The sequence below is a fragment of the Candidatus Zixiibacteriota bacterium genome (genome assembly GCA_018820315.1).
Classification (GTDB): Bacteria; Zixibacteria; MSB-5A5; order JAABVY01; family JAHJOQ01; genus JAHJOQ01.
Genome location: JAHJOQ010000137.1, coordinates 13,877 through 34,753, shown reverse-complemented (window position 1 = coordinate 34,753; position 20,877 = coordinate 13,877). Strand labels below are relative to the sequence as shown.

General features: G+C 50.9%; 22 protein-coding genes. 3 read left to right on the top strand and 19 right to left on the bottom strand.

What is annotated here, in order from left to right; genetic code table 11:
• Window positions 1-21: 21 nt before the first annotated feature.
• Window positions 22-345, top strand: a complete 324-nt coding sequence (locus tag KKH67_13565; GenBank protein ID MBU1320209.1) for an RNA-binding protein — start codon at window positions 22-24, stop codon at window positions 343-345.
• A gap of 131 nt (window positions 346-476) precedes the next feature.
• On the opposite strand, the gene KKH67_13560 is transcribed toward KKH67_13565, so the two are convergent.
• From KKH67_13560 to pth, 11 genes are all read right to left on the bottom strand, one after another.
• Complete coding sequence (locus KKH67_13560; GenBank protein ID MBU1320208.1) at window positions 477-953, bottom strand: GNAT family N-acetyltransferase; 477 nt, start codon at window positions 951-953, stop codon at window positions 477-479.
• Window positions 954-1,572: 619 nt separating this feature from the next.
• Window positions 1,573-4,104 (bottom strand): hypothetical protein, encoded by a 2,532-nt coding sequence (locus KKH67_13555; GenBank protein ID MBU1320207.1) that lies wholly within the window; start codon window positions 4,102-4,104, stop codon window positions 1,573-1,575.
• Window positions 4,105-4,185: 81 nt separating this feature from the next.
• Window positions 4,186-4,407, bottom strand: coding sequence for a hypothetical protein (locus tag KKH67_13550; protein MBU1320206.1), 222 nt, complete (start codon window positions 4,405-4,407; stop codon window positions 4,186-4,188).
• Window positions 4,400-5,245 (bottom strand): ATP-dependent sacrificial sulfur transferase LarE, encoded by an 846-nt coding sequence (larE, locus tag KKH67_13545; protein ID MBU1320205.1) that lies wholly within the window; start codon window positions 5,243-5,245, stop codon window positions 4,400-4,402. The genes KKH67_13550 and larE overlap by 8 nt, the downstream gene beginning before the upstream one ends.
• Window positions 5,233-7,014, bottom strand: a complete 1,782-nt coding sequence (locus KKH67_13540; protein ID MBU1320204.1) for a penicillin-binding protein activator — start codon at window positions 7,012-7,014, stop codon at window positions 5,233-5,235. Before KKH67_13540 ends, larE begins: the two co-directional genes overlap by 13 nt.
• A gap of 17 nt (window positions 7,015-7,031) precedes the next feature.
• Window positions 7,032-7,514, bottom strand: a complete 483-nt coding sequence (locus KKH67_13535; GenBank protein ID MBU1320203.1) for a bifunctional nuclease family protein — start codon at window positions 7,512-7,514, stop codon at window positions 7,032-7,034.
• A gap of 26 nt (window positions 7,515-7,540) precedes the next feature.
• On the bottom strand, window positions 7,541-7,987 hold the full coding sequence (rplI, locus tag KKH67_13530; protein MBU1320202.1) for a 50S ribosomal protein L9: 447 nt from the start codon (window positions 7,985-7,987) through the stop codon (window positions 7,541-7,543).
• 55 nt (window positions 7,988-8,042) lie between these two features.
• Window positions 8,043-9,005, bottom strand: coding sequence for a YybS family protein (locus tag KKH67_13525; GenBank protein MBU1320201.1), 963 nt, complete (start codon window positions 9,003-9,005; stop codon window positions 8,043-8,045).
• Window positions 9,006-9,013: 8 nt separating this feature from the next.
• Window positions 9,014-9,253: a 30S ribosomal protein S18 gene (gene rpsR / locus KKH67_13520; GenBank protein ID MBU1320200.1), complete on the bottom strand. Its 240-nt coding sequence runs from the start codon at window positions 9,251-9,253 to the stop codon at window positions 9,014-9,016.
• A gap of 125 nt (window positions 9,254-9,378) precedes the next feature.
• Window positions 9,379-9,723, bottom strand: coding sequence for a 30S ribosomal protein S6 (gene rpsF, locus KKH67_13515; protein MBU1320199.1), 345 nt, complete (start codon window positions 9,721-9,723; stop codon window positions 9,379-9,381).
• Between the two features lie 52 nt (window positions 9,724-9,775).
• Complete coding sequence (gene pth / locus KKH67_13510; GenBank protein ID MBU1320198.1) at window positions 9,776-10,339, bottom strand: aminoacyl-tRNA hydrolase; 564 nt, start codon at window positions 10,337-10,339, stop codon at window positions 9,776-9,778.
• A 235-nt stretch (window positions 10,340-10,574) separates the two neighbouring features.
• Between pth and KKH67_13505 the strand changes: the two genes are divergently transcribed.
• Together KKH67_13505 and KKH67_13500 are read left to right on the top strand one after the other, a co-directional pair.
• Complete coding sequence (locus tag KKH67_13505) at window positions 10,575-11,045, top strand: hypothetical protein (GenBank protein MBU1320197.1); 471 nt, start codon at window positions 10,575-10,577, stop codon at window positions 11,043-11,045.
• A 245-nt stretch (window positions 11,046-11,290) separates the two neighbouring features.
• On the top strand, window positions 11,291-13,003 hold the full coding sequence (locus tag KKH67_13500; protein ID MBU1320196.1) for a DUF262 domain-containing HNH endonuclease family protein: 1,713 nt from the start codon (window positions 11,291-11,293) through the stop codon (window positions 13,001-13,003).
• A gap of 375 nt (window positions 13,004-13,378) precedes the next feature.
• Here the strand turns inward: KKH67_13500 and KKH67_13495 are convergent, their stop codons facing one another.
• The 8 genes from KKH67_13495 to KKH67_13460 form a co-directional block, all read right to left on the bottom strand.
• Entirely contained in the window at window positions 13,379-13,738 is a 360-nt protein-coding gene (locus KKH67_13495) for a hypothetical protein (GenBank protein ID MBU1320195.1), read from the bottom strand.
• A 388-nt stretch (window positions 13,739-14,126) separates the two neighbouring features.
• A complete protein-coding gene (locus KKH67_13490; GenBank protein MBU1320194.1) occupies window positions 14,127-15,089 on the bottom strand; it encodes a KpsF/GutQ family sugar-phosphate isomerase in 963 nt (320 codons plus the stop codon).
• Entirely contained in the window at window positions 15,086-15,610 is a 525-nt protein-coding gene (locus KKH67_13485) for a phenylphosphate carboxylase subunit delta (GenBank protein ID MBU1320193.1), read from the bottom strand. Before KKH67_13485 ends, KKH67_13490 begins: the two co-directional genes overlap by 4 nt.
• A complete protein-coding gene (gene kdsA, locus KKH67_13480) occupies window positions 15,591-16,418 on the bottom strand; it encodes a 3-deoxy-8-phosphooctulonate synthase (protein MBU1320192.1) in 828 nt (275 codons plus the stop codon). The genes KKH67_13485 and kdsA overlap by 20 nt, the downstream gene beginning before the upstream one ends.
• Window positions 16,415-18,082, bottom strand: a complete 1,668-nt coding sequence (locus tag KKH67_13475; protein MBU1320191.1) for a CTP synthase — start codon at window positions 18,080-18,082, stop codon at window positions 16,415-16,417. Before KKH67_13475 ends, kdsA begins: the two co-directional genes overlap by 4 nt.
• A gap of 2 nt (window positions 18,083-18,084) precedes the next feature.
• Window positions 18,085-18,810 (bottom strand): 3-deoxy-manno-octulosonate cytidylyltransferase, encoded by a 726-nt coding sequence (kdsB, locus tag KKH67_13470; protein ID MBU1320190.1) that lies wholly within the window; start codon window positions 18,808-18,810, stop codon window positions 18,085-18,087.
• Window positions 18,807-19,097 carry an Asp-tRNA(Asn)/Glu-tRNA(Gln) amidotransferase subunit GatC gene (gatC, locus tag KKH67_13465; GenBank protein MBU1320189.1) on the bottom strand — a complete coding sequence of 97 codons (291 nt, stop codon included), beginning with the start codon at window positions 19,095-19,097 and terminating at the stop codon, window positions 18,807-18,809. The genes kdsB and gatC overlap by 4 nt, the downstream gene beginning before the upstream one ends.
• Window positions 19,098-19,156: 59 nt before the next feature.
• A complete protein-coding gene (locus tag KKH67_13460; protein ID MBU1320188.1) occupies window positions 19,157-20,791 on the bottom strand; it encodes a zinc-dependent metalloprotease in 1,635 nt (544 codons plus the stop codon).
• Between the last annotated feature and the right edge of the window lie 86 nt (window positions 20,792-20,877).

Sequence of the window (20,877 nt, the reverse complement as noted above, 5' to 3'; positions counted from 1 at the left end):
TAGACAAAAATGGAGTGTAGAATGAATATCTACATCGGTAACTTGTCGTTTGACACGACAGAAGATGATCTCCGCCAAGCAGTTGAAAGCTATGGCGAAATTCTCAGCGTGAACGTTATCAAAGACAAGTTCAGCGGCGAATCCAGAGGGTTTGCGTTCGTGGAAATGGCTAGCAAGGAAGCCGGACAGGCTTTGATAGCCGGTCTTAACGGCACCCAGCTGCGCGACCGCGAACTAACGGTCAACGAAGCTAGGGCTCGCAAGGACGACGGCGGCGGCCGCGGTGGTCCTCGTGGTGGCGGATCCCGTGGTGGTGGCGGCTCACGTGGAGGCCGTTCCTGGTAGGAGGCAAATCACTTTCGAAAATCATTGGAAAGTCTGATATGCAAAGGAGACTGGTTATACCAGTCTCCTTTTCTGTTACTGGGGTTTGGCCGCGATCACAGATCGCGACCGAACGGTATACGTCGCCCTGCTCATCGGCAGCGTCTCAGGGGGATAGCAAGAATAGTCTCTCCGTACTTGTTGACCTTGCCTGTGTCCCCGAAGCCGAGACTGCCGTACAACCGCTGCGCTACGAGATTGTCTTTTTCTACTGTTAGGTTTATCTTCTCGCAATTCGGATGGAGAGTAGGAACGAACTGCAGGATTTCGCGCAGAACAGTTCTGCCATGTCCTCTACCCTGGAACTTGTGGTCGATAAGCAGTCCCCCTATCCAGTAGTTGTCACTGCTTTCCGGCGTATAAGAGATGTAGAAGCATCCAATCAATTGCTGATCTTTGTAGATAGCGTACGGATCGAGAGCCTCATCCCATGGTTTGACATAGGCAGCAGCGAGAGACTCCGTCGGCGAGGGTACGAAGTGGCGCTGTTCGGGTAGCACTTCGAGCCGCAGAACATCTTCCCAGTTGTGCCGAGTTATCGGCTCGAACCTGATATCATGAGTATCCATTATCAAACCCTGATGAGAGTATCAGTCAATTTGAGATCGCAAGATCAAAGCTAATATACAGCATCAGATTGAGCAACCGAATAGTCAGAGGCAAGAGGGGAGATCACTCCGGGACCAGCTGGTCGCAATGTCTTTCGCGAAAGGTAGATCCCGATCTTTGCTTTCGGTGTGACAGCTTGGAGTGTATCTAAGAATTTTCCAGTATTCAGTTTGGGTTGAGATTGCCGGAACGGATTAAATCTTCTGCAAACCAGCAGCTGTGAGAACAAGTATCTTTGAATTAGCCGCATGGTCGTGATTTGGTCCGACTGCGACTACTTCGGGCAGAAGGGAGCTGTACGAGAGACTGATGAGGCGCCCAGTCAGCGGTCAACCCCGATCATGATTCGACACATCTCCGATGCTTAGAGTAGTCTCGGATTGCTTTCAAGATGTAGTAGAGATTGCCATTTTCACCACTGATCTTGGTGTCTAACGCAATCTCCTTCTTTGCGCTGCTGGGTCAAGTGCGACATATATTGTCTCTACGTACATACGCGGATTAGTGTCAGCCGCACCGCTTTGATGAGCGTCTTGGCATGATTGCGTGAGATACCGCCGAGCGAACGGGAACCTGCTGCTAGCCTTCCGGGGGGATGATCCCGAGCCGTTTCATGATGTCTTTCTTGTACCATTCGGCGATATCGTCATTGTGGAGCGCCATGTCGAGTTGCTTGGTGAGTATGCTGAGCCGTCCGAGGAGATACAGCCTGTCGAGGATTTCATGCCTGCCGAGATATGATATCGAGGAATGAAAGAAGTCACCTTTCCTGCCCGACTCGAACCCCACGGCTGTAAGGATATCCGATATCAACTTGACCCTGCGGATACGTCGATCGAGAGCGGCACCCCCTTCTTTGTATTGCATCCGTATGAAATTCTTGGAAATGTCAGTCGTGCAAATCGCTTCAATGGTGGTGATATGATATCCCATATGCAGTCCTGCGATCATGTACTCTTTGCTCAGGATCGCAAAACTGCTCTCCGAGAACTGAACGTCCTTCCTGCGAGTCTTTCTTGTAGTGACCAGGCTACTGAGTCTCCCGCGCCCTTTCAACGGACCGATCGACGGCCATCCCTCCTTGAGAATCCCGTTCCAGAAAGCGCGCATCGGCTCGGACGTGATATCGTTTTCAGGGATTGATTTCTTCCCCTTGAACTGCTCGGCAGATTCATCGATGAAAATGATGCTCATATCGAGCGGCACATCACTGTCAAGCTTGAATCCGAGCTTGTCCTTGCCGCCGAGATTCCCGGCAGCAGCAAACATCTCTTCGATAGACCTCTGGTGAGCGAAACGTGTGATGTCGTGGAAGGTCGTGCAGTTTTGCGCCAGGAATTTGCTCCCGGTGGGGTTGACAAGATTGAGGGGCGAGATTCTCTCGAGGATGTCCTCCAGCAAGCTGATGATCCCGAGATCTTCCAGCTTTTCAAATTCATGGCTGCGAGATTCGATAAGATCGCTGTGCACTCCCCTGTAAATCGCACCTCCGGTAGCGTCTACTGTGACTTCATCTCCCGCCTTCAGCTCGTCCATGCAGGATATGCCGACGACGGTCGGAATGCGATACTCTCTTGCGAGCGTTGCCATGTGGCTGACGACACCGCCGACTTCTGTCACGAGAGCACTGATTTTCTCCATCACCGTCACGAGACCGGGGAACGGGTGCCGGGCGACGAGTACCGCTCCTTTGGGGACGGAGGGAATCTCCTGTGGGGAGGAGATCTTAAAGACCGGCCCGGCTCCTGCACCGGGGCAAACAGTTGTGCCTCCGCAGACGAATACCTTGAGTATGGACGGGTCCAATCCTACCTTTGTATCTCTAAGCTTCAGCACTTGAAGTGGGCGAGTCTGGAGTATCAGTAGCTTTCCATTCCGATCCAGCGCCCATTCGATATCCTGAGGCGACCCATAGTGCTTCTCCAATGTGATTGCGATCTCGGACAGCAGTCTCAGATTCTCCTCATCAATAGACGGCCGCATCTGCTCATCAGCCGGTACCGGTTCATTGACTGTGCCGCCTTCATCGCGCAGGACAAGCCGGATCGGTTTGCTCGCAATCTCCATCGATTCGACCAGGCCGGATTTTCGCGAAACACAGAACACGTCCGGTGTGAGCGTTCCATCTACCAGGTGGCTTCCGAGTCCGTATATGGAGTTCACGAGAATGCAGTCGCCATCGGGACGGATGGGATCACATGTATACGCTACGCCGCTTGCCGCAGCATCGACCATCGTCACGCATCCTACACTCATGGCCAGGTCAGTCTCGGCTAGTGAATGACTTAGCAGATAGTAGATAGCCTTGGGAGTAAATTTACCTGCGAGTACGTCAACATATCGGCGGACAAGCTCCCGAGCTCGAACGTTGAGAAAGCTCCGATACTGTCCCGCAAAACTGAAGAGAGTATCTTCGCCGATTGCACTCGACCGCATTGAGAACCGTCCAATTGACGATCTCGATTTCAGTTCCGCACAGCTCTCTTTGATAGCTGCAACCAGATCTGGCGGCACGGGACTCGATGACACAAGACTTCGTATTCCATCACTAACTCTGATCAAGTCTTCATGAGAGTCGATGTCCAGACTTCCGATAAGTTCATCGATTCTCGATTGAAGGTTGTTGGAGTCGACAAAGTGCTTGTATGCCCAGGCACTTATAGCGAAGCCGTCGGGAACCGGTAAGCCGAGCCTGTTCTTCATCTCTCCAAGTTGCGCGTTTTTGCTCCCGACGCTTAGCGCCCTGTCTCGCGTCAAGTCATCGAAATCAACCGTAAAGGCATCTCGCTCAATGTCAGATGCGCCCGGCAGGTATCTCTGAATTCCGCTATCTATCTCGACATACTTGCTCTCAAGGATGCGATACTTCTCGCCACCCATCGCAATCAGCTTGGCGACAATCTGCCGAACCCCTACACGGACGACCTCGAGATTGTCGCGAATATAGCCGACATCGAAGAGATGTTTCCCCTGCGATTTCTGCTCCATGTCGGCGATGACTTTGAGGACTTTGTTGTTGGCTTCAAGAAGTGCGAGGAAGTCGTTGAATTTTTCCTGCACTGCCAGTAACTCAGCCCCTTTCTCTCCCGATCCATCATTGGACGACTTCATGAACGGCGTCATCGTCTTCAGGCCTTATCTGTGCACGATTAGGATAACGGTACTGTGTCTATGAATCCTGTCTGACGGAGTCTATTCGCCCGGGTCTCCGGACTTATAGCGCTCCTGCTGCACAGTCTGCATTGCCTCCATCAGATCTTTTGGATCGATAATCTTCTTGCTTATCAGCAGTCTCACGAGCGCTTCCTGTGCAAGGTTGTTAGAGAGCGTCAGTTCTTCGAAGCTCACATCTCGCACTTTGCCGTCGACAACTATCTTGATCGCAATCCTCTTATCGGGATTTCCATCACTCACGCTTACCATCCTCTATCATAATGTTCATGCTTCCGGTTTTGAACGCTTTCAAGTCAAGCGTGACCCAGAGGAAACCAATTCCTCTGAACTCTTCGCTGATTCGTTGCCGCAGTTGTGGTTCGACGAACCGTTCGATGTCTTTCTCTTCGATTTCGATTCGTGCAATCTTGCCGTGATGGCGAACCCGCATTTGACGAAACCCGCACTCGCGGAGCACTCTCTCGGCCTTTTCGACCATCGCAAGCTTCTCCGGAGTGACTCTGTCGCCGTATGGAATCCTCGAAGCCAAACACGCTGCTTGAGGCTTGTCCCAAATCTCGAGCCCCTCGCTCCTTGCTATCTCCCGAATTTCGTCTTTGCTCAAGCCTACATCGAGAAGGGGGCTCTTGACTGCATGATTCCTGGCGGCTCGCTGGCCCGGTCTGTGATCGCCGATGTCGGAGGCATTTGCACCATCGAGCACGCAATCATAATCGTTCTCCAAAGCGAACTTCTCAAGCTTGCTGAAAAGCTCATGTTTGCAGAAAAAGCAACGGTCAGATTTATTCGACGCGTAGTTTTCATCGGCCAGCTCATTGGTGCGGATAGCCCTGTGTCTATCGGGGATTCCGATGGTTTTCACGAAGTTCGCAGCGTAATCCTTGTCATCTCTCGCCAGGCTTTCAGAATCTGCCGTCACGGCAAGGACATTCTCACGGCCGAGCGCCTTGACAGCGGCATAGACCACGAATCCCGAATCGAGCCCCCCCGAAAACGCGACGACAGCCTTCCCGTAGCCAGATATCGTTTCGAGAAGCCTGTCATACTTGTTCTTCAGTTCGGAATTCAGCGGCGCCATTTCTCGATCAGTCCGTTGAGGAGTATATAAATCGGTGCCTGAGCATTTTCATTGAGTTCGTTGAATTCGAGCGGCCCTGCGACGCCATCGAAGTATCCCAGAGTCTCCAGACCGAGCGCAATGCCGTCTGCCGAATATCCCCCGATCTCCGCGGCGCGGAGAGCGATTCGGACTGCGTCGAAAGTCATTCCTGCGACAGATGTCGGTTCGGTTTCATTGCTTTGAGAAAATAGATAGCTGAAGCGCTGCCAACTCGTGTCCGCATCTGTCAATGTTGCGTGAGACACGAACATTGCGGGATACTGCTTCGTTGCCGCGAGAGATGCAACATCGGGATCTCCGAGATCCTCGCTGCCCAATATGATTGTCCTGATCCTGTAAAACCTGAGCTGAGGTATGATAAGCTTGAGCTCTTCCGCATACGCCGGGATGAAGACTGCCGGTATATCAACAGCAATCTCCTCCACTTCAAGAGTGTCCCCTCTGTTATCAAGATATATCCTGGTATCGAACGTATCGGGCAGTACCTTCTCCTTCATGTTGAGCATGAATCTCCGGAAGTCGCTGCTACCGCGCGCGTAATAGACTTCGTCAAAAACAACGACTCCGTTTGCAATGAGCACCTGCTTGAATCCTTCGGTGATCTGCCTGCCATAATTATCATTTGGCGAGAGTATCGCGACCGAGTCGAGTCCCAGCTCTTCCATTGCGGCCTCGGCCATTCTCCGTCCCATAGTCTCCGGTGTCGGAGTCAATTGGAAGATTCTTCTGGATATGGAGGTCAGTCCTTTTTCGGATGCTGACGGGAGTATCATCGGCACAGACCAGAAGTCGGAATATGCCGCCGCGCCAACGGCCTCCTGGGATGTCAGCGGGCCGACTACTACCGACACTCCGGAGGAAGTGACATCACGCGCAAGCTGAGCTGCCACGATCGAGTTGCCGAATGTGTCATACGATTTCAGGCTGATATTGACCGTCTCGGTGCCGAAAGTCTCGACTGCAAGCCTCGCAGCGGCGTCCATCTGCCGTCCGTATGGAGCGAGATCGCCGGTGAGCGGCACGAGGAGGGCTATGTCGAGAGATCGAGAGAGCTCGCTCTCTATATTTGTCTGTAGCCTCTTTATCTGTGTATCCCCATCGCGGGGAGAGATTTCGGCATGCAGCTTGATCACCCTGTCCGCTCGTCTCATGAGACCAAGGTCATAGTAGTTGCTCGCGATCCTGTAGACCATGTCACTGAAGAGCGCAGGATCAATGCGGTGAGTCGTCGTAAGAACCTGCTGTTGCTCCGAGAATGACAGGTATCCCGAGCAGATGTTCAGGCAGTTTTGATACAGCAGTTCCCTTAGCTCCTGATTGTCCGAGAGATGGAAAGCGCGTATCAGTTCTTCTGCAGCAGCCAGGTAGTCAACCCGATCAAATGCTATCCTACCGAGGAAATAATGACAGGCCGACTGCAGAAATGGTGGTGGCTCAGTGGCTAGCACTGAAATCAGAAGATCAGAAGCCTGATCTGGTTCGCCCGCATAGTACAGCGACTTGGCTTCCATGAATCGGAAGCGATCTGCTCCTTCATAAGATGGGTTGAGATCTGTGAGATTGGAAAACAAACTGGCGGCTTCGGCAAAAGACCCACCGACGTACAGCGATTCAGCCTGCTCGATGGCTGTCCGAATTGAATCGACGCCGATTGTTTGTGCGCCTGACTCGGTCGTGAGGCAACAGACAAATGCCAGACCTATTAACAGTATCGATCGCTTGATCATCCTGCCTGCAAACCCAGTTACAGCGAATACTTCCCAAAGTCTTCCGGGTTGATCTTCTTGAGACGATCCTTGAGTTCTTGAGGGTCGTATCTCTTCGGCTCCGGACCGTCCGTCGGCCTGAGGTGGAAGAGCTTGCTGTTGGCAAATATTGGTGAATTCGTCCTCAGTGCCAGCGCTATAGCATCAGAAGGGCGAGCGTCAATTTCGATTGTCTCAGAATCTTGACTCATGAGGATTCTGGCAAAGAATGTTTGCTCCCGAAGGTCAAATATTTCGATCTTAAGCACTTTGGCATTGAGCCGCTCGACGATCACTTTCATCAGGTCGTGAGTCAGCGGTCTCTTCGATGGAATTCCCGACATCTCCATCGCGATCGCCCACGCTTCGTATGGACCGATCCATATTGGAAGTATTTTATCGGAATCGGGACGCCCGAGAATCACAACGGGTGACTCGGTCGTGACATCGCGCGCCAAACCCTTTACGCTCACCTCTATCATCTCATCTTCCTGTTCCCGATCGTCAGTCAACTCTTCTTCACCACCCACAGTTTCAAGTTTGCGATCACATCCGTTGTAACTTTGACGGGAACGGAGTAAACGCCAAGGTTCTTAATCGGTTCCTCAAGGAGGATCTTTCTGCGATCGACTGATACACCTTCAGCCTTGAGCAGATCGGCAATAATAGAAGAAGTGATCGAACCGAACATCTTGTCTTCTTCACCAACATTCACTTCAGCCGTACAGGACATCTTCTCGATGTGATCTTTGATCCTCTCGGCCTCTCTGCGAAGCTTCTTGTCACGGAGTGTCTTCTGCGTTGTTACTTCGTTAATAGCCTTAAGATTCCCTTTCGAGGCGGGAATCGCCAAATTACGCGGAAGCAGGTAGTTCCTTCCGTAACCGGCCTTCACATCGACAATGTCACCGCACTTGCCGACATTATCAAGATCTTCTCTCAAGATAACTTTCATAACAATCTCACCTTTCTTATTGTACGCTGCTTTCTTTCCAATACAAAGAGAAATCTCACCCAATCTGCTGTGCTCGCACACGCCTGAAATCGAACTGAGAATCCACGAGTCCGATTGCGACGGCGATCAGGCCGCCGATCCATCCCGATACGAACAGGACAAGATAGATGGCTATTCTCAAACCCGTGTGAATTCTGAGCCTTTTCATGTAGAATTCGATCAATGCAAGTCCCGCCACCATATATGATACGGCCAAAATGAAGAGCAGGTTTTCGGCAAAAGGCATCAGACTCTTCAGCTCGATCAGCCAGATCAAAATTCCTGCACCGAGTAAAACCATATTTATCATGTCGATTTTCCAGAATATGAATCCCCGAAATTCGCGGTGAAATCCGCCATCCTTTCGGATCATCTTTCCGGCAAAGAAATAGGCTGCTATGTTCATGGCGGCCGCCCAACAGATCACAAGTCCCGGAGAGAACCGATAGAATAGATCGAAGAATGATTTGACCGATTCCTTCAGGTGCATCATCTCCTCAGGTGAAAGAGATGATGGGAGAATGGCGAATGCCTGACTGTTCCACTCAGTTGCCATGTTGCTCATCACTCCGAGAATTTCCTTCCATGAACTCGCTGCATTCCAGATATTTCCAAGATACAGCACCATAACAATCGACACGGGAACTATGGCTATCAGCTGTGTCTTGTAGGCCGACAACCCTCGGCGATTTCCAATTGCCATCAGCAAGGCCGGAAGGATCACAAGAATCGATGCGAATCCTATGAAGTAGTACAGGTAACCGTCCAGCATAAATCGCGCTGTGAGTATACCTGCGGCCAAGCATCCGACAGCGACCACTGAACCGATCCAATACGGGCGAACCGCAAACAGGAAAACCAGAGCGGTTGACGCGATTATAGTGAAGGCCCAGATACTGGCCGGCAGCCAGCAGAAGAGGTTATAGGAAACCACCATGCCGACTGCAGTCCAGCTCAGCCTGATCTGCGCCGAAGTCATTGCGTTCCCTACTTGTTAGCTTCCTCCACAAACGGCAGGAGGGCCATTATTCTGGCGCGCTTGATCGCGCGTGTCAGCTTGCGCTGTGCCTTCGCAGATACTCCCGTAATTCTGCGAGGGATGATCTTGCCGTTTTCCGACATGAACTTCCTCAGAAGCCTGTCATCCTTATAATCGACTTTACCGATCTTGATATCTGCAAAGCGGCCTTTCCGCTTCTTCCTAACATCAAATTCCATTGGCATCATTTACCTTCTTTCACATAAATCCAACAATGGATTACTGTTTTTCAATCTCAGCTCACTTGTCTTGTGCACACAGGAGCTGTGCTCCTGTGAACATCTGCAGCACGTAGCGGCATAGCCACATGCGATCAGTACCTGGAGGAGCGATGATCCTCGGGTGTTCTGGTCTCTTCCTGATCTTCTCCGAGCCAGTCGGGGACAACTGTCATAAATCGAACCACGTTCTCGTTCAACAGGAATGCTTTCTCCAGCTTGCTGGGAATAGTGCCATCCCCTTCGAACTGGATGAACACATAGAATCCCTGCTGCTTCTTGTTGATCTCATACGCAAGGCGGCGTATGCCCCAGCGGTTGACATCGACAATCTTGCCACCGTTGGTTGTGATCAGTGATTCAAATTGTTCGATTTCTTTGTCGAACTGGCTCTCTTCGAGCTGCGGGTCGAGAATAATACCGGTTTCGTAAAGCTTCACGAAAACCTCCCTTCGGACTACCGGCCTTCTCCATTGAGAGAAAGCAGGGCGGTCAATTATATGTTTGCTGTGCGGTCTGGACGCCGTCGGATACGATCAATTCGACAGCGGAAACCGCGTTTTCTATCATTTCCTTAACACTCTTTTCTTCTTCCTTGCGAAAGTTTTCGAGCACGAACACCTCGGAGGCTATCTCCGGGCAATCCGGCAGTCCGACTCCGAGCCTTAGTCGCGAGAAGCAATCGGTCTGCAACTCATCGACTACCGATCTCAGGCCTCTGTGGCCGCCATCCGCGCCTCGCAGGCGAATTCGTATCTTTCCAAGCGGCAGATTGATATCATCAGTTATCACCAAAATCTCGTTCGGGTCGATACCATGATAATCCGCCGCCACCCTCACCGCGTCACCGGAGAGATTCATGTAGGTGGTCGGTTTTATCACGATTATGTTACGTCCCGAAAGCGAAACCGTGCTCTGCCTGTAATCTCCCTTCGCAGACTTGAAACCAGACGAGTATTTCTCGGCTAAGAGGTCGGCGACCATAAAGCCGAGGTTGTGCCGGGTTCTGCTGTATTTGCGACCCGGGTTACCTAGTCCAGCTACAAGTTTTATCATCACAAATACAGGTGTCTATAATACACTTAAAGTCCGATTTGTCAAGCGGTTTGAGGGGGGACGGTGACTTCAATGGTGTGCAAGAGGCCAGAAGGTGTATCCATCAAATGTAGAATCATAAAGAGGGAAGATCACCCAATGTCATGAACTTGGTGACATGTACACCAAGTATGAAAAGTTGCAACCATTCGAATTATTACGTATATTTAAAAGAACTATTTGACGAGGTTAAAGCATGGCAGATGTAAAGGACATCCTCCTAGATCAGCTCGATAAACAGTGGGCTCGGGCACGACAGTCTGAAAACCAACGTGCTCAGATGACGAATTTCCTTATTGTAATCTACGGAGTGCTCCAGGGGTTCATCGTTCAGCGTAAATTCGACGAGCCAACGATAATTCTGGCATGTGTTATGATTCTGCTCGGTATATTTGGCGTTCTTGCGTCCTTCAAGTACTATGAGAGATTTCGACTTTCTACTTGCAGGGTGGGACGGATCATGGAGCGTTTGAAAGAGCTAGAGCCCCTGGCAAATCTGGAAGAGCTTGAAGCCGTGGCAGACAAGAAGCATCAGGCGCGTTATCCGCGGTTAGTGAGATTGAGACTCCACAAGCTGTGGCACGCTCTTCACTTTGGGATCATAATCCTGGGAATCGTTAATTTGCTCATTATTCTCCTTGCTCCTCCTGTGTTCACTGCTGATTGATTCTGTGTCCGAGTAGGAGCGCAGTCCACCAGGTTAGAATCACTGCGATCCTGGCTATTTTCTTGTCAAGCGGTTTGAGGGGGGCGGTTGTCACACTGGATTCATTGGAAAAACTCCTTACCAAACACGTAGAAGTATGTTATACTAACATGACAATTGTCAAATGAGGTATGCTATATCGCAGCGCGTTCGTATGATAATGACTGAACGAGCAAAACGACTATTACTGAAGAACGGGTAGAAAAATGAAGATCCAAACATTAGATAAGGATATAAGCGAGCAACTACGCTCGTGCTTCTTGCGAATCCCACGGTTTCAAAGACCGTATTCGTGGGAAATTAGTCACCTTGAAGACTTTTGGAGTGACACAATAGTCGAGTCAGATAGCGACTATTTCATTGGAGCGATTGTTTTGTACACGTGGACCAAGGGGATGTACGGAATCGTTGATGGACAGCAGCGTCTGACAACGATCGCCATGACGCTCTGCGCCCTCCGCAATGCTCTGAGTCTCGCAGGTTTCATGGATCTTGCAGATGGAGTTCACAACTTAATTGAGCGAAGAGATATTGACAACCAACTTCAATATGTTCTTCAAACCGAGTCATCCTACCCTTTCTTACAGGAGCAAATACTAAACCGGGAGAGCTCGGACGAGATAATGGCCGCAGATCGCACCGAAGAAAGAAGACTTGCCCAAGGCTTCGCGTATTTGAGCAAGAAGATAAACGAAACTGTAAAGTCAATTGATGCAAACACTACGCTTTCAGCCCAAAAGAAGAAATCAGCCATAAAGTCTGAACTTGTGAAGATCCGAGATAGAATACTATCACTGAAAATAATCGTTACTACCCTCGAAACCCAGGACGATGCTTACACGATATTTGAGACACTCAACGCGAGGGGGATGGATCTAACGATCACAGACCTTGTTAGAACTCTCCTCACTCGTCTGCTGCCCACCACGAACGAAGGAGTGGATCGAGCCAAGGATCGATTCCACGATATAGTTCAGCTATTTGAAACGTCAGCAGCAAACATCAGCACCAGGAGCTTTCTTCACCATTATTGGCTGTCGAGGCATGAATACACTACTGAGAAGAAACTCTACAAGTCTATCAAGAAGGAAGTAAAGAAAAGGGACGATGCTAAGGAATTCTTAAGCTCGTTGGAGGGGGACGCAAAGTGTTACCGCATAATCCATGAGCCGTCATTTCGAGATAAGTGGCTCATTGAGGAGAATGATATCAGGGATTCATTGCGAGCGCTAAATCTATTTCAAGTTAAGCAACAAGTGCCATTCGTGTTGGCCGTTATGCGAGCTTATGAGGGAAGCGAGATCGCTGTACCCCTCGCAAAGAGAGCCTTGCGGGCCGTGGAGAGCTTCCACTTCATCTTTACAGCCATTACTTCACAGCGATCATCCGGTGGCATTTCATTTATGTATGCATATCATGCTCGCGAATTACAAAGGGCTAAAACTGCCGAGTCGCGGAAAGCTGCTATTCAGGGCCTAGTCACGAAGCTGCGGGAGAAGCTACCACCTTATGAGGAATTCCAGGCTAATTTTCGACTTCTTCAATGCTCCGAGAAATTCACTAAGCGAAAAGAACTGGTGAGGTATATATTGAGTAGATTTCTCAAAGTCGATCACATCAGCGTCTCTCCTAACTGGGAGGGTATGACCATCGAACACATCGCTAACCAGGGTCAAACACTGGGCTCAGGACTTAGCGATGCGGAGGCTGCCGAGATTGGTAATCTCCTTCTCGTCAGCGAGGAACTCAATACCAAACTCGGTTCGAAGTCGTTTGCTGCAAAAATGAAGCTCTTAGAGCGACAAGGAATGGTAGATAAGACAATGAGCGAGTACGATGAATGGAGCGCAGAGGCAATAAGGGAACGAACTGACCATATGGCGAAGCGTGCTTTTAGGTCCATTTGGAAAATTAAATAACTGAGTCGAATAGGGTGCAACGCGTCCACCATACTCGAACTCACTGCAAGTCCACTTGGTCAGGATCCCTGCCTGTCCTGAGTTTTCGAAGGGTGATCCTGACTATTCTCTCGCTCTGAGCGCCAAAGAAGTAGGCAGGATCGCTCCGTCACACCTGGCGTGACTTCGGATCACTGCCCTACAAGACCGGCAGATGTAGACATCTGCTGCGCACAGATCATAAGAATCGGTGGAACACGTTCCACCCTGCTCGGCTAGATACCTGTCAAAACCGTCGGGTGGCCCGCCTTTCAGGTGGGTTTTACCTTCCACCAAAAACAAAACCTCCCGGACAATCCGGGAGGTTTCATCTATATGATCAAAGGAGGAGATAGTCTATTTCAACTTCTCTTTCAAAATGCTGAGTTCTTCCTTAAGCTCTTGCAACTCCTCACGAAGCTCCTCCATGTCTTCATTCCAACTGTCGCTGTCAATATCAAAGTGATGAATTCCGGGGATACTCGGGATATTCGGAATATTGAGAATCAGCGGATCGACACCGCCCCAGGTCTGAGAATCTGAAGTCTCATCCAGTTCGGCGGTAAGCATCTCCGTGTTTCCCTTACGCAACACTTCAATCTTGACCTCGTCGCCTTCGTCGTATTCTCTGATAACTTCGCGAAGCTCCGAAGGCGTATCGACATAGCCGAGTAGGGTGGAACGCGTTCCACCGCCTTGTCTATAGTCATCATTCATTCGCCCACGAAACCATCATCAGCCACTCAGGACGATATCTTCGGCTTCTGCTCACATCACAGAATAGGTCACAACTGCGAATAGAAATGTCCCGCCCCTACCCATTAACGTCGGATAGCCCGCCCTTGGGTGGGTTCATCGTCTCCAGTCTACAATCGGTGTAACTGTATTGCATGCAATGGATCCGGCATTCGGGCTTGTTGAAAAACCCTATACCGCGTTATTGCGAGCGAAGCGCGGCAATCTCCGCATTTCACAATAGCCTTGGTTGACAGAGAGATCGCCACGTCGCTCCGCTCCTCGATATGACGACGATGGGCGTACCTGGACTTTTTCAACATGTCCCTTCAACGGGATGACATCGTACGACTATTCAGGATATCGGTGACTATACGACTTTGCGGCGGAGGATGTCGTGCAAGTGGATGACGCCGATCGGATGTCTGTCAGCGTCGAGGACTGCAAGCGATGTGATGCTGTGTTTCTCCATGATCGACAACGCCTGCTCGACGAGTGCGTCGGCGGAGATTGTCTTAGGATTCCGTGACATATATTTCGAAATAGGCTTGGTTAGAAAGTCGTTGCCCTTCTCGACAGTGCGACGCAAGTCACCGTCGGTGTAGATTCCCGCAAATTTGCCGCTGTCATCGACAACCAGCGCCAGACCGAGCCGCTTGCTCGTGATCTCGATGATGGCTTCTCGAATCATCGTCGATCCCTTGACGACCGGCATATCATCGCCGGTATGCATCAGATCAGAGACTCTCAGCAACAATCGACGTCCGAGTGCACCTCCCGGATGGCGCAGCGCAAAATCCTCCGGCGAAAATCCGCGCATTTCGAGCAGCACGACCGCGAGTGCATCGCCGAGAACAAGTGCGGCCGTGGACGAAGTAGTCGGCACAAGATTGAACTCGTCCGCCTCAGATTCAACGCTTGCGTCGAGGACGATATCGGCCTTCTCGGCAAGCGGCGATTTCATGTCGCCTACAATCGCGATCACAGGAACGCCGAGCCGCTTGAAGGGCGGAATCAACAGCGACAGCTCATCGGTGTCGCCCGACTTCGAAAGCACCAGCACGACATCATCCGGAGTCACGATGCCGAGATCGCCATGCATCCCCTCGGATGGATGCAAATAAAGCGACGGCGTGCCGGTCGAGTTGAATGTGCCGGTGATCTTCCGCGCAATGATACCCGATTTACCCATTCCGGTAACAATCACGCGCCCCTTGCATTCGAAAAGAGTGTCCAGCGCCCGATCGAAGCTGTCATCGAGCCTCGCGGCAAGTCTGGCGACCTGCTCCGCCTGACTTCGAATGACCTCTGCAGCGCGTTTCTTCCGGCTCATATCAGATCCACCAGTCTCTTGCCATGAGACAAAGCCGCCATCTCATAAAAATCGCGCACAGCACCATATCCGCCGTTGCGCTTGGCTTTGAAATCAGAAGCGCGAATGACCTCTTTCACGGCATCCGCGGGGCATGCGGCGACACCGGCCATTTGCATCACCTTAATATCGAGTATGTCATTCCCCATGAATGCGGTCTGACCCGGCTTAAGCCCGGAACGCTTGAGGATATCCTCGAAACATCCGATCTTGTTCAGTTCCTGATAGATGTATGGGACTTTCAACTCTGTCATTCTTGCGACTGTCGCGGCGGAGTGGCGAGCTGATATCACGCCGGTCTCAATGCCGAGTCTGGTCACCAGTCTGATAGCGAGCCCGTCAGAGACAAAGAATCTCTTGAGCTCGAATCCGTCTGGACCGACATAAATAGCGTCATCAGTCAACACGCCGTCCACATCGAGGAGAATCAGCTTGACCGGTTTGAGCTTCTTCAGCAGCTTCTCACGAGTCAGAAGAGGCATTGGCATCCCTTCGGGAAATTATCTGATCAACAGCCTGCAGATATGATTCGAAATGGTCGAGATGCAGCATCGATGCAGCATCGCAAAGCGCGCTCGACGGATCGGGGTGGATTTCGAGAAAGAGACCGTCAATCCCGATTGCGGCTGCGGCTTTGGCGAATGGAATAACAAACTGCGGCTGGCCGCCAGATTGGATTCCCGAACCACTCGGCAACTGAAGTGAATGCGTCGAATCGAAAATCACCGGGTATCCAAGCTCTTTCATTATTATAAGCGATCTGAAATCGACAACAAGATTGTGGTATCCGAAAAATGTCCCGCGCTCGGTCAGCATTACCTTGTTGTTGCCAGTCGCAGTGGCTTTCTTTGCTATCTCCCCCATATCTTCAGGCGCCATGAACTGCCCCTTCTTGATATTCACAGGTTTGCCGGTCCTTGCTGCGGCGATCACAAGATCGGTCTGCCTGCATAGGAAGGCGGGAATCTGGAGAATGTCAGCAACTTCAGCAGCCGTGACAACTTCATCAACAGAATGCACATCCGTGATCACAGGAACTACGTAGACTTCCCTGACCTCAGCAAGGATTCGCAGAGCCTCGCGATCGCCGATAGTGGCAAACGAATCTCCCGACAGCCGATTTGCTTTTTTGTATGAAGACTTGAAGATGAACGGAAAGTTATATTTGGCGGTTAGCTGTTTCGCCTTCTCTGCGGTTTCGAAGGCAACTTCGCGAGACTCGACTGCGCACGGTCCAGCTATGATCACTGGACGATCGCCCCCAACTGTTATCTCACCGACCTGTATCACTTCTCAGATTCGACCTTCGACTCAGCTTCCAATGGAGTTCTCAGAGCTGATTCGTGGTATTTGACTGCCGCACCGACAAAATCTCTGAAGAGCGGATGAGCGGCGATTGGCCGGGACTTGAGCTCGGGATGGAACTGAACACCTACAAACCAGGGATGATCGGATAGCTCTACAATTTCGACGAGCCGCTTGTCCGGCGAAACACCGACAATCCTGAGACCGCATTCAGTGAGCTTCTCGCGGTAAGCGTTGTTGAATTCATAGCGGTGACGGTGACGCTCGGAGATCTCCAGCTTACCGTAGGCCGCGTTCGATTTGCTGCCCGGACTGATCACGCAGGGGTACTGTCCAAGGCGCATCGTGGCACCCATGTCCGTGACACCCTTCTGATCGGGCATCAGGTGTATTACCGGATGCTCCGTGTCTTCGCAAAATTCGTAGCTGTGGGCCTTCTGGATGCCCGCCACTGTCCTTGCGAACTCAATTACCGCGCACTGCATCCCAAGGCAAATTCCGAGAAATGGTATGTTGTTTTCCCGAACATATCGAATTGCCTCGATCTTGCCCTCGATTCCGCGATCGCCAAATCCACCCGGGACCAGCATCCCATCCAATCCCTTGAGATATATCTCCGCGCCATTCTGCATGATCTTCTCGGATGATACCCATTCTATATCTACTGCGGTATCGTTCTCGACGCCGGCATGCACGAATGCCTCGATAATCGACTTATACGCATCTTTGAGCTTGGTGTATTTGCCACATATTCCGATCTTGACTCGCTTACTCGGCTGCTTGATCCTTTGTACGATCTTCTTCCAATCCGAAAGATCCGGCGGTACACAGAACAGCTTCAAGTGCTGTGTAACCAGATCATCGAAGCCCTCGTCGTGCAGCAGAATCGGTACTTCATATATAGTCTCGGCATCGATTCCGGGCACAACCGCCAGTGGCGAGACATTGCAGAAAAGGCCGATTTTCTCGCGCATATCGGCTCTAATAGGTTTCGTAGATCGGCAGATAAGGATATTCGGCTGAATTCCGATCTCGCGGAGAGCCTTAACAGAGTGTTGAGTCGGCTTAGTCTTTACTTCGCCTGCTGACTCTATATAAGGAACAAGAGTGACGTGTATGTACAGAACATTTTCCGGACCCTCTTCCAGACCGAGCTGCCTTATGGCTTCAAGAAACGGCAGCGACTCGATATCACCGACGGTTCCTCCGATTTCCGAGATGACCACATCGGCGGGGTTGGGACCCTGCGCCACCTGTCGGATTCTCGCCTTGATCTCGTTTGTAACGTGAGGAATCACCTGCACCGTCGCGCCAAGGTAGTCGCCATGCCGCTCACGAGTGATAATCGTGTGATAGACCGCGCCGGTAGTAACATTGTTGGCGGCGGTCAGGTTGTCGCTGATGAACCGTTCATAGTGGCCCAGATCAAGATCTGTCTCCGAACCGTCATCCAGGACAAAGACTTCACCATGCTGGAATGGATTCATGGTGCCGGGGTCGACATTCAGATACGGATCGAGTTTGAGTATGCTGACCGTCAGGCCGCGTTTCTTTAGTAGTAGTCCGAGTGATGATGCTGCGATGCCCTTTCCGAGCGACGACACCACGCCGCCGGTAATGAACACATACTTTGTCCTCTGCTGCCGCACTGTCACCTTCTTTCCTGTTGAAGGAATTTCATTATGTGTGGAATATCTTGCTCTCTATTTAAGCTAAAGTTTTTGAGTTTTGTCAAGTTGACTTTTATTTTCATGCCCGATTCTATAAGTCTCAGTTGTTCAAGACGTTCCGTTTTCTCGTACGGAGTCGGCTTGATGCGAGCAAACCTCTGAAGCGCCTCTTTCCTGAACGCATATATTCCGACATGCCCCAATCTGATTTGCCGGTCGCCCGAGTTCGGAATTGGAGATCGCGAGAAGTACATCGCAAAGTTCTTCCTATCTATTACGACTTTCACAAGATCCTCGTTTGCGAAATCGTCGTCAGATTCTATCGTGTGGCAGATAGTCCCGCACGAAATGCTGGGATCGGATCGAACTGCTCTAACGGCTGCAGTTATCATCTCTGGACGGAGGAGGACCTCGTCACCCTGAATGTTCACGACTATGTCTGTCTTCAGACGGGCGGTTGCTTCGGCGGCTCGCTCCGAACCGCATGTATGGCTTTTCTTCGAGATGAAACACTCGGCGCCAAGATCACGGGCGCATTCTTCAATTCTGGCGTCGTCAGTCGCGACTATCAGTCGATCGAAGTTACTGTATCGACAGGCTCGTTCGTAGACATGTTCGAGGACAGTTCTACCTGCGATCTTGAAGAGGGCTTTTCCGGGGAACCGTTGTGAATCGTAGCGGACCGGGATGACGCCGACAATCTTCAACTGTCGATCACTTTCGGGACTGAAAACATGCCGTTCTTGACTTCTGGAGCATTCTCAAGAGCCTTATCGATCGGCAACGAGTTCTCGACTGTATCTTCACGAAAGACATTCTCAATCTGTGCTGATGTTCCTGACACAGTCACTCCGGTTGTATCGACCTGCCGCAACTGATCCACATAGTCGAGAATTGCCGACAGATCAACCTGGAATCTCGCGATTTCTTCGGGAGTCAATTTCAGTTTTGCCAATTCAGCTATATGTCTGATCTCTTCACTCGATACTGCCATAGTCCGCCTCTCAGTCAGTGCGTATTTTACAGTATGGCGACGAGTCTGTCAAGGTGAAGTTAGTCGACCTCAGACTCATCCTCGGATGTGCTGTCAGATGGCTCATCAGCTTCGATACATTCGCTAAACAATGGCACATATCGGCCAGCTTCACGAGCTTCATCGAGGTAGGTGCAGCCAGTCTCCGTGCTGTCGGCCTCGAGATAGAGCAGGCCGGTAAGATAGAACAGATCCGAAAATCCGGGACCATTGTCGAGTGCACGGACAAACTTGTCTCGTGCGGCACCCTTAATGTCATACTTGAAGAGCTGAATGCCGGATGCTATGGTGTAGAAATAGTCACTATCGAGATCGGGAGTATTCTTCGTGAGCTTTCTCCCCTGATCAAAATCGTACATCACTCCATTCAGAACCTTGACCATATCGAATGTATCAGGATAGGCTACCAGGAGTGAGTCTATGAGCTGATCATACGTCAGCGAATCGATGAAACAACTCTGTCCCATAATCAACGGCAGAAACTTGTCTATACGAGCCTTGTTAAGCGTGTCAAATTCCGGCACTATCACGTTCGCGATCGGGTACATGATCGAATTGTGATCGTCTGTGTGTGCCGCCCCGAACATATGCCCGACTTCGTGGGCAACCGTGAGTCCCTCGTAGAGGTGATCCCACGGCTTTGCATCCTCCAGTTCCATCGGTGTGCTGGCGATCACGGTCCGTTTTCCGACCAGAGGCGCCATCCCGAGAGCATCCAGTGTGAAGAGCATTTTTCCAGCAATGTCGAGATTATAGCCAGTGAAGAAAATGACGATGCCATCCGGGATCGTCAGATTTGCGGTTTGGAGGTGGCTCAGAAGATCGCCTATCGATTCGACTTCACGCGGCACGTCGTACAGCATGTTCGCCTGGACATTCAACGCCACTCCGAGATTATCGATCAGCACCACATTTGCCATGTAAATCTGCTTAGCCATCTCTCTGGTCCAATCCTCGCCATAGAATTGCTTGAATTGCCGGTCGCAGACAGCAGTCGTGGGAACGAATTTCAAAGGCGCAACGCTGGAATCGGAACGATCAGGAATGAAACTGAGGATCGAATCGATGGCTAAGCCAACCAGTCTGATCGCCGGCTCAAACTGGCGCAGAGAGAGGTCACCCCCTACTTTGAAATCAAGCTCTGTGGAGAGTAGTACCGCCTGATTGAACTCTCGGGTGTAATCGGGTCGTTTTGACTTCGCGTCCAGGTGAAAGTCCGCATCCACATTCATCTGAAACAACTTCTCCTTCAGCTTGAGGGCTGCCGTAGATCTCCATCGCCATTTGAACAGGTGGTGGGTAACGCTCTTGTCGGGAGGTTTGAGATTCAAATATATGAGTGACTCGATGCCGTACTTGGACGCACGTTTGCGAATTGCCCGTTTCTCATGGAGCTTTCTTTCCTCTTCCCACGCATCATTCAGATTTATGGGATCATATCCTTTCATTTTCAGATAGAGACACGCCAGACTGGCGACCGCAGTCGTGACAGTATCATCCGAGCCGTCCACAAACAGTCCCACAGGATCCTTCAGGTTCACTTGATCCTTATCTCCCCCAAGTGAGACCGAGGCAAGTAACAGCAATAGCAGCAGCAAACAGGAGAGCTTAGCCATTGTCGTATCCCCTCTCTTATGTCCGGAATTGTATGCCATTTCTGAATCTCTTGCAACCAAGCGCGAATCTGGGCGTGGCCTGGATTGGGCCTAATCATGGATTTGGATCAGCTAATGACCTGGCT